This is a genomic window from Caballeronia sp. M23-90, from assembly GCF_053574605.1.
This window is the reverse complement of sequence record NZ_JBSIPA010000284.1, coordinates 1-8,608: the sequence shown is the minus strand read 5'-3', so window position 1 is coordinate 8,608 and position 8,608 is coordinate 1. Positions and strand designations below refer to the sequence as shown.

The 8,608-nt window shown below is 60.1% G+C and carries 11 protein-coding genes and 3 pseudogenes; 5 read left to right on the top strand and 9 right to left on the bottom strand.

Annotation, left to right across the window (positions count from 1 at the left end):
- The 3 genes from ACRXB1_RS23635 to ACRXB1_RS23625 all read left to right on the top strand — a co-directional run.
- Nucleotides 1-284: FtsX-like permease family protein (locus tag ACRXB1_RS23635; RefSeq protein WP_449493394.1), on the top strand; the 284-nt coding region annotated here is incomplete at its 5' end.
- Between the two features lie 20 nt (nt 285-304).
- Complete coding sequence (locus ACRXB1_RS23630; protein WP_449493393.1) at nt 305-727, top strand: group II truncated hemoglobin; 423 nt, start codon at nt 305-307, stop codon at nt 725-727.
- Between the two features lie 17 nt (nt 728-744).
- Entirely contained in the window at nt 745-1,341 is a 597-nt protein-coding gene (locus ACRXB1_RS23625) for a DUF924 family protein (protein WP_449493392.1), read from the top strand.
- A gap of 12 nt (nt 1,342-1,353) precedes the next feature.
- Here ACRXB1_RS23625 and ACRXB1_RS23620 read toward each other — a convergent pair.
- The 6 genes and pseudogenes from ACRXB1_RS23620 to ACRXB1_RS23595 form a co-directional block, all read right to left on the bottom strand.
- A pseudogene (locus ACRXB1_RS23620) lies at nt 1,354-2,068 on the bottom strand (SDR family oxidoreductase).
- A 15-nt stretch (nt 2,069-2,083) separates the two neighbouring features.
- A complete protein-coding gene (locus ACRXB1_RS23615; protein WP_062167110.1) occupies nt 2,084-2,668 on the bottom strand; it encodes an LOG family protein in 585 nt (194 codons plus the stop codon).
- Complete coding sequence (locus tag ACRXB1_RS23610; protein ID WP_061999852.1) at nt 2,668-3,384, bottom strand: TetR/AcrR family transcriptional regulator; 717 nt, start codon at nt 3,382-3,384, stop codon at nt 2,668-2,670. Before ACRXB1_RS23610 ends, ACRXB1_RS23615 begins: the two co-directional genes overlap by 1 nt.
- A 137-nt stretch (nt 3,385-3,521) precedes the next feature.
- The gene (locus ACRXB1_RS23605; RefSeq protein ID WP_449493395.1) at nt 3,522-4,004 is read right to left on the bottom strand and encodes a diacylglycerol kinase; all 483 of its coding nucleotides are present in this window, start codon (nt 4,002-4,004) and stop codon (nt 3,522-3,524) included.
- An 88-nt stretch (nt 4,005-4,092) separates the two neighbouring features.
- Entirely contained in the window at nt 4,093-5,124 is a 1,032-nt protein-coding gene (locus ACRXB1_RS23600; RefSeq protein ID WP_062167106.1) for a glycosyltransferase family 4 protein, read from the bottom strand.
- 28 nt (nt 5,125-5,152) lie between these two features.
- A complete protein-coding gene (locus ACRXB1_RS23595; protein ID WP_062167105.1) occupies nt 5,153-6,097 on the bottom strand; it encodes a UDP-2,3-diacylglucosamine diphosphatase in 945 nt (314 codons plus the stop codon).
- Nucleotides 6,098-6,300: 203 nt separating this feature from the next.
- Between ACRXB1_RS23595 and ACRXB1_RS23590 the strand changes: the two genes are divergently transcribed.
- Entirely contained in the window at nt 6,301-7,050 is a 750-nt protein-coding gene (locus tag ACRXB1_RS23590) for a class I SAM-dependent methyltransferase (protein WP_449493391.1), read from the top strand.
- Nucleotides 7,051-7,083: 33 nt separating this feature from the next.
- Here the strand turns inward: ACRXB1_RS23590 and ACRXB1_RS23585 are convergent, their stop codons facing one another.
- From ACRXB1_RS23585 to ACRXB1_RS23575, 3 genes and pseudogenes are all read right to left on the bottom strand, one after another.
- On the bottom strand, nt 7,084-7,611 hold the full coding sequence (locus tag ACRXB1_RS23585; protein WP_062167101.1) for an RDD family protein: 528 nt from the start codon (nt 7,609-7,611) through the stop codon (nt 7,084-7,086).
- Between the two features lie 3 nt (nt 7,612-7,614).
- The gene (locus ACRXB1_RS23580; RefSeq protein WP_375508319.1) at nt 7,615-8,346 is read right to left on the bottom strand and encodes a DUF3106 domain-containing protein; all 732 of its coding nucleotides are present in this window, start codon (nt 8,344-8,346) and stop codon (nt 7,615-7,617) included.
- Nucleotides 8,347-8,364: 18 nt separating this feature from the next.
- Nucleotides 8,365-8,535 (bottom strand): annotated as a pseudogene (locus tag ACRXB1_RS23575) (DUF3619 family protein); the annotation flags it as partial.
- Between ACRXB1_RS23575 and ACRXB1_RS23570 the strand changes: the two are divergent.
- Nucleotides 8,529-8,606: pseudogene (locus ACRXB1_RS23570) on the top strand (DUF3619 family protein); the annotation flags it as partial. The pseudogenes ACRXB1_RS23575 and ACRXB1_RS23570 sit on opposite strands and share 7 nt — an antisense overlap.
- Nucleotides 8,607-8,608: the final 2 nt, after the last annotated feature.

Sequence of the window (8,608 nt, the reverse complement as noted above, 5' to 3'; positions counted from 1 at the left end):
TCGCGCTGCTGCGCGCGCTCGGCGCTTCGCACAAGCAGGTGCGCTCGGTGCAGACGGCGGAGTTCATCGCGGTGGGTGCGTTAAGCGGCCTGATGGCGGCGCTCGGTGCGCAAGGCATCGGCTTTTTGCTTGCGACGCGCGTGTTCGAATTTCACATCGACTTCAATCCATGGCTCGTGCCGGCCGGCATTGCTGCGGGCGTGGTCTGTTCGGGGCTCGGTGGCTGGTTGAGCCTGCGCCGCGTGCTGTCCCGTCCGGCGCTGCAATCGCTGCGCGATGCCTGAGATATTTTCAAAAGATACGCATGACCGAAGCAACTTCCGACGCAACGACTCAAGAAACGCCGCAACCGACGGCATTCGAACTGATTGGCGGCGAGGAGCGTGTCCGCGCGCTCGTCGACCGGTTCTACGACCTGATGGACCTGGAGCCGGAATTCGCCGTGCTGCGCGGTTTGCATCCGCCCACGCTCGACAATTCTCGCGATAAATTCTTCTGGTTCCTGTGCGGCTGGATGGGCGGCCCCGATTACTACATAGCCAAGTTTGGCCATCCGCGTCTGCGCGCACGGCATCTGCCTTTTGCGATTGCATCGCCGGAACGCGATCAGTGGTTGCGCTGCATGGCATGGGCAATGGAGGACATCGGCCTCACCGAGATCATGCGCGAGCGCCTCCTCATCTCTTTCTTCGATACCGCCGACTGGATGCGCAATCGTCCGGGCTGAGCGCAAAGGCGACGCCCATGAGTACCCTTGATCCCGACGCTCAGGCAGTGCTGGACGCCTGGTTCGGCACGCCGGATTCGCCCGGATTCGGCCATGCGCGCAGGCAGTGGTTCAAGAAAAGCCCCGCTTTCGATGCCTCACTCCGTGAGCGTTTCGGCCCGATGCTTGAATCGGCGTTGAGGGGAGAACTTGCATCGTGGCAGGCCACGCCGCCCGGCGCGTTGGCGTTGATCGTGATGCTCGATCAGTTCACGCGCAATTGTTTTCGCGGAACGCAGCGCGCGTTTTCCGGCGACATGATGGCGCTGAAAATCGCCCGGGAACTGGTCGATACAGGCAAAGAACGCAGCTTGCCGACACCCTGTCACCGCATGTTCGTCGCCATGCCGTTCGAGCACGACGAGAACCTCGAAAGCCAGCGAGAAGCCGTGCGCCTCCATCAAATCCTCTTCGATGAAACCCGCGATAAGGACATCGAATCAGGGTTGAAGTACGCAATCCTTCACGCTGAAGTGATCGAGGCATTCGGACGCTTTCCGCATCGAAATGCGATCCTCGGCCGCGAGTCGACGGCCGAAGAGCTTAAGTGGTTGAAGATGAATCGCGGCTTCTGAAACCGCAAGGACCTACCGTCCGCCGGCTACATCCAGCAACGCGCCCGTCACATAAGACGACGCATCCGACAACAGCCATACGATCGATTCCGCGACTTCATCGGCGGTGCCGGGACGGCCGAGCGGCGGCAAACCCGATCGCGTGAATCTCGGTATCGATCAGGCCCGGCCGCACGGCGTTCACGCGCACGCCTTCCGGACCAAGCTCCTTTGCAAGGCCGATGGTCAGCGTATCGACGGCGCCTTTCGAGCCCGCGTAATCCACGTATTCGTTAGGCGATCCGAGCCGCGCCGCCGCTGACGAAATATTGACGATGGACCCGCCAGTACCACCGCGCTTTGTCGACATCCGCCGCGCCGCTTCACGCGCGCAAAGGTAGGCGCCGAGCACATTGGTATCGAAGACGCGTTTCATGCGGGCCACGTCCATGTCGGCCAGCGCCGAGCCCGGTGCGACGATCCCCGCATTGTTCACGAAGCCATCGATCGGGCCAAAGGCTTTCGCCGTGGCATCGAACATGGCGATGACATCGGCTTCCACGCTCACGTCGCCTTCTATGGCGATTGCGCGGCCGCCGGCGGCTTGCACTCGGGTGACGGTGTCATCGGCCGCGGCGCGGTTCGTCGCGTAATTCACGCCGACAGACCAGCCGCGAGCGGCGCACAACAATGCGGCAGAACGCCCGATACCGCGGCTGCCGCCCGTGATCAAAACAACCTTCGACATATTCAATGTCCTCGTTCAGACAGCGTCGCGTTTCTCGGGCCAGCGATCGATCGTCGGCGGCGTATAAGCCTTGAGCGCGCCGATCAGCTTCACCGGATCGGACGCGACCTGAAGCATGTCGAGAAACGGTGCGCGCATGAAACCTTCTTCTACGGTATGCCGCAACATGGCAAGAAGCGGGTCGTAATAGTTGTCGATGTTCAGGAGCGCGACCGGCTTGTCGTGGTATCGAAGTTGCGCCCACGTATAAACCTCGAACAGCTCTTCGAACGTGCCGACGCCACCTGGCATCGATACGAACGCATCCGACAGATCAGCCATTTTCTTCTTGCGCTGATGCATGTCGGGCACCACGTGCAATTCGGTCAACCCTTTATGGCCGACTTCCTTGTTCATCAGCAATTCGGGAATCACACCGATCGCGCGGCCGCCGTGCGCGAGCACTTCGTCGGCAATCGTGCCCATCAGTCCCACGCTCCCGCCGCCGTAGACCAGCGCGAGATCCGCTTCAACCAATGCGCGGCCGAACGCCTTGGCGGCTTCGGCATAGATCGGGCGGGCTCCGTTCGAGGAGCCGCAATATACGCAAACTGCTTTCATTAGAGGGGTTCCTTGGGCGCGCCGTCTTCCTTCGGCGCGCGGTAGTCGGCAAAGACGCGCTCAGGCATTTTCCCCGACACGAGGTCATCGAAAATCTGCCGAGACCGGCCGCGTAGATACGGCGCCATCACCGAGATGATATTCAGGCTTGCCTGATGCAATTCCGCGCGAATCGTGTCCTGCTCGTTGTATTTGCGCGGGTTCATGACGAACTGATACGACAGCCAGTACGTCGCGATGATCCCCATGTTGGTCGCGATCACCTTGATTTCCGCGGGCGTCGCGACCATTTCGCCGTCGGTGACAAGCGCGTCACAGAGCTGCTGCGCGAAGTTGACCTTGTGCGTGATGATCTGCTTGAAATGTGTTTCGAGCGTGCGGTTACGGGCGAGCAGGTCGTTCAGGTCGCGGTACAGGAAACGGTACTGCCACAGGAAATCCGCCATGTACTGCAGGTAAGACCACATTTCGTCGATGGTCGGACGATGGTCGTCCGGAAATCGCAGCCGCTTTTCGATCAGTTGCTCGAACTGCGCGAAGATGCTGTTGATGATGTCGTCTTTGTTGCGGAAATGGTAGTACAGATTGCCCGGGCTGATCTCCATCTCTTCCGCGATGGTCGTGGTCGTGACGTTCGGCTCCCCGATATCGTTGAAGAGCTTCAGCGACAGTTCGAGAATGCGCTCACGGGTGCGGCGGGGAGGTTTTGCTTCCATGTCGTCCGACCTGGTTGACCGGCTCCGGCTGAGCGTCGCCTGGACGGCAGCGCTTCGAGCCCCGGAACCGGAGGCTATCTGTATATCGGACGATTATAAACGGGTGGTTCCCGGACGGGTCGGAGTCGGGCGCGGGCTTAAAACAATGCTAGGGTCAATTGCCACAGAAGCGGGCCGACTATCAGCCCCCAGGTCAGCAGGCACACGAGCAATGCAACCATCACCGCCGCGCTGCCAAAGTCTTTCGCGCGTTTGGACAGTTCGTGGCGCTCCAGCGAAATTCGGTCGATGGCCGCTTCCACGCTCGAATTAAGCAGCTCCACCATCAACACCAGCAGCACGGATGCCATCAACACCGCGCGTTCGACCGGCGTAACCGGCACGAAAATCCCGCATGGCAAGAGAATGGCCGCGAGCGTCAGTTCCTGGCGGAACGCGCTTTCCTCGCGGATCGCCACGCGAAAGCCGTTCAGCGAGTTTTTCATCGCGTGCCAGGCGCGTGTCAGGCCGCGATTGCCCTTGTAAGGGTTGAAGGGCAGCGGGGCAAGCATGTCGTCGGGGCTCAATGGTTCGCCGGCGTCCTCTTCCTGGTCGAAGGGTTCGCGATGAGCATAGAGCAATGAGTCCGCTTGTACTGAAGGTTTGGCTTTCACATTGCGGCTTCGGTGGTGATGCGTTGATGTTGCGTTGGCGTTGCGTGTTACCTCTCTACGCGGCGGCCTGTTCCTGCGTCGCGCCGCGTGTGCCGAGCGGTTTCAGATGCGAAGCAAATTGCTCCGATGCCGCGCGCCACGAAAACTTTTCCGCCCACGCGCGCGCATCGGCACGTTCTATTTTAAGCGCTCGCAGGCAGGCTTCCTGCAGGTCTTCATCGAGTGCGCCGGGTCCATCTGTTCCCAATACATCGATAGGACCCGTCACCGGATACGCCGCCACCGGCGTGCCGCATGCCATGGCTTCGAGCAGCACCAGCCCGAAGGTGTCCGTGCGGCTCGGGAACACAAAGACGTCTGCCGCTGCATACACCTTCGCGAGTTCAGCCTGCGACAACACGCCGAGATAGTTCACGTTGGTATAGCGCGATTTTAGCTCGGCGAGCGCAGGACCTTCGCCCGCCACCCATTTCGAACCGGGCAAGTCGAGCTTCAGAAATGCCTCGACGTTCTTCTCGACCGCCACGCGTCCCACGTACAAGAAGATCGGGCGCGTGGTGTTGAGAACCTTCGAGTCCATCGGCTGAAAGATATCCAGATCCACGCCCCGTGTCCACAGCACGACGTTCGTGAAACCGAACTTTTCAAGGTCGGTTTTCACCACGGGCGTCGGTGCCATCACCGCTTGCGACGGCTTGTGAAACCAGTGCAGGAACTTGTACGTCACGCCAAGCGGAATGCCGAAACGCGCCTGTACATACTCAGGAAAGCGCGTGTGATACGCGGTTGTGAAAGGCAACTTGTTGCGTATGGCAAAGGCGCGCGCCGCCATGCCGAGCGGACCTTCCGTTGCGATATGCAGCGCATCGGGAGCAAATTCTTCGATGCGCTGCGCCACCCGGCGGCGCGGCAGCAAGGACAGCCGGATCTCGGGATACGTCGGGCACGGTATGGTCTTGAACTCGAGCGGCGTCAGCAACTCCACGCGGTGCCCCAAAGCCGTCAGTTCGCGGCTCGTGCTTTTGAGCGTCCGCACGACGCCGTTGACTTGAGGTTCCCAAGCATCGGTCACGATCATGATTTTCATTCGATGGCCTCTCGGTTAAGTGAAATGCTCAGGCGGTTGCCCCGGCCTTTTGTGCGTGGTGTTCTGGTGCGCGCAATACGGTCCAATAGACGATCTTCAGTTCGCCTTCGAACGTCTCGACGAGCGCCGACAGACTCTCGACCCAGTCGCCGTCGTTGCAATAAAGAACGCCGTCTATATCGCGAATCTCCGCTTTGTGAATGTGCCCGCAGACCACGCCATCGCAACCGCGCCGGCGGGCTTCATCGGTCATCACGGATTCGAACTTCGAGATGAAATTGACCGCGTTCTTGACCTGATGCTTGAGGTACTGCGAGAGGGACCAGTAGTTGAAACCGAAGCGGCTGCGCACGCGATTGAACCAGCGGTTGAGCAAGAGGATGATCGTGTAGAGCGTGTCGCCCAGATAGGCGAGCCACTTGGCGTGCTGGATGACGCCATCGAAGAGATCGCCGTGAACGATCCACAAGCGCTTGCCGGCAAGCGTGGTGTGGAAAGCTTCCTGGCGCACGTGGATATCGCCGAATGCAAGGTCGCAGAACTGGCGCGCGGCTTCGTCGTGATTGCCGGGGATGTAGACCACCTGCGTGCCTTTGCGGGCCTTGCGCAGGATCTTTTGAATCACGTCGTTGTGCGCCTGCGGCCAGAACCAGCCTTTGCGAAGCTGCCATCCGTCGATGATGTCGCCGACCAGATACAGGTATTCCGAGTCGTTGTAGCGAAGAAAGTCGAGCAGGTAGTTCGCCTGGCAGCCGCCGGAGCCGAGGTGGATATCGGAGAGCCAGATGGTGCGGTACCGATGGTCGGCGGGGGCATCGTCGAGACGTGAAGTGCCTTGTGGCGCGAGGTTCGCGCCGGTCGTTTCGGGTGGTGCAGATGGCGCGGCGCCGGTGCGAAACGCAATGGCTTCTGCATCGCGGAGGGTAACGCCTAACAGATCACTGAGGTTACTCGCAGACGATTTGGTGGCCATGGGCACGCGCAACGGGTTGCAGTGAGCCCATTGCGCCATGCCAGCGTGACGGTGCCATGACAGTCACAGAAACTTCTTATTGATCGGGTGTCCGATACACAGTTGTTGCATCTATTGCAGGATCTGTAAAAACTGCGCATACGGTCGCCTAATGGAGCGACATTCGACTCTATACTCGCCGGTTTCCAGCGGAATCCTAACTAATGCTTAACGTAACGGTACGTCCGGTCGAATGCGTATCGACTTGCAAGATTTGCAACGCGCAGGCGCCTCTTTACGGTGTCACCGATTTTCAAAAGAGTTGTGAAGAAGCGCGCGGCCACTATCTGCCGCTCACGGGCGTGCCGATCTATTACCACCGATGCAATGAATGCGGTCTTGTCTTCACACGAGCGTTCGACGACTGGAGCAAGGCCGAATACGTGCAGCACATCTATAACGACGACTACGTGCTGATCGACCCTGATTATGTCGCTGCGCGGCCGGCCAGTAACGCCGCCTTCATTCTTGATTTCGTCAAGAAGGGCAAAGACCTGAAATGCCTGGACTACGGCGGCGGGAATGGAAAGCTGGCGGGACTGTTACGAAAAGGTGGATTGGACGCCCGGAGCTGGGACCCGATGGACGCGGCCGATGCGCCGCCGCCCTCCGATTCCTTCGACTTCGTCAGCGCTTTCGAAGTGCTCGAACACACACCGGAGCCGGTCGCGACCGTCCGGGAAGCCTTGAGGCTGCTGGGTCCGCGCGGCGTGTTGCTGTTCTCGACATTGACTATCGATCACGTTGCGCCGCGCGGTATGGACCACTGGTACATTGCGCCGCGTAATGGCCACATCACCATTTACACGCGACGCGCGCTGGACACGTTATTCGCGCAGGAAGGTTTTCGTGTGCATCACTTCAACGACAACCTGCATATGGCGTTGAACAATGATCCGGACTGGCTGAGTTGATTTGGAGTAAGGACGAAGGCGCCGGGCCATCGATCAAGCAGGGACCGTCGGCGACACAGCCACCACGCGCGTGCCTGCCATCCGGTCGTGCAGGAACTGTCTCGACGGATCAAGCCATACGGCCGCTGCCCATAGCACGATCCACCCGGCGCACAGACACAGCGTGACGGGCACACTCAAGCCGAGCAACGGATGCAGCGCAAGCGGCGGCAAGAACCATAACCAGGCTAAAACGAACCGCAACACGGCGCGCGCCGTCGAGACCTTGGCGCCGCGGGCATCGACCACTTTAAGGCGCCATGTCTTCATGGGCAGCGTCTGGCCGCCATGGGTCCAGAAGTAGACGAAATAAATCGCGAGCACGATCCCTATCCACGTCATCAAAAGGTTGTGATGGGTGAGTCCGTTGCGTTGCTGCGTGAGCGTGCTGAACAGGTATCCGGCGATGAACACGATCCCAAAGAGGATCACGCCCTCATAGACCATGGTGGCGAGGCGGCGGCGCAACTTGGGCGCGACCAATGGGGCTGCGGCGAGTGACTCGAAGGAAGCACTCACCATGGCTCAGGAACCGTTGAAGATCGATGGTGCCTGCTGAGGCGAAACCGGAATCGGCGTGGCGGGAACAAAACTGGCCGCACTCGGAATGGCGGGCGCTACAGACGCAGGCGTGCCGATGTCTGCTCCCATAGCGTCGGACGCATGCCCGTGGTCCCGGCCGGTAATCAGCCGGTTGATGTCCTTGACTTCGGTTTTTCCGGAGGGCGGCGCGCTGACGACGGTCGGCCGGCGAGGTTTCTCGGCTGCCGCCAATTTCTTCTTTTGCTCTTCGGGAAGCTTCTGATACGCATCCCAGGCGCGTTCGCGCTTTTCAACCGGCACGGACTTGGAGACCTGGTAATTTTCCCGCGCGACCTTGCGCTGGTCCGGCGTCATGCGGACCCATTCGGCCATCCGCTCGTGCAAGCGCTTTTGCCCTTCGGGCGAGAGCTTGGGATACCGCGACGCGATCTTCATCCACTTCAGCTTGCGCTCTTCGCTGAACTGATCCCATTGTTTTGCAAAGGGCGCGAGTGCGGTTCGCTGGGTTTCGGTGAGCCGATTCCAGGCGAGAGGGCTGTCGGGGGAGAGCGATGAAAGCGGGGACAACACGTCCGCCGCGCTCGCGCCAGAAGGCGCGGCAGCAACGGTAACCGCGGAAGCGGCCGAGTAGAATCGCGGATAGGTGGCGGCAAACGCGACGAGTCCCGCAATTGCGCATCCAAAGACAATCGCGAGGCCGCGCTTGTAACTCACCCGATAACTCCTGCAGACTTAATGATTACGCGTCAGGTACGCGTTGAAACCGTGGTCGAGATAGGCGTCGAGCGGAAGGTTGTCGCTCAGCATGGCCGCGTCGATATCGGCGAGTTCGGCGGTACGCTGCTGATCTTCCCAATAAGCAATGCCCGCCAGCCCGATCACAAGCGCCAGCAACGGCCATGCTGAGCGACAACCTTCCGCTCGACGCCTATCTCGACCACGGTTTCAACGCGTACCTGACGCGTAATCATTAAGA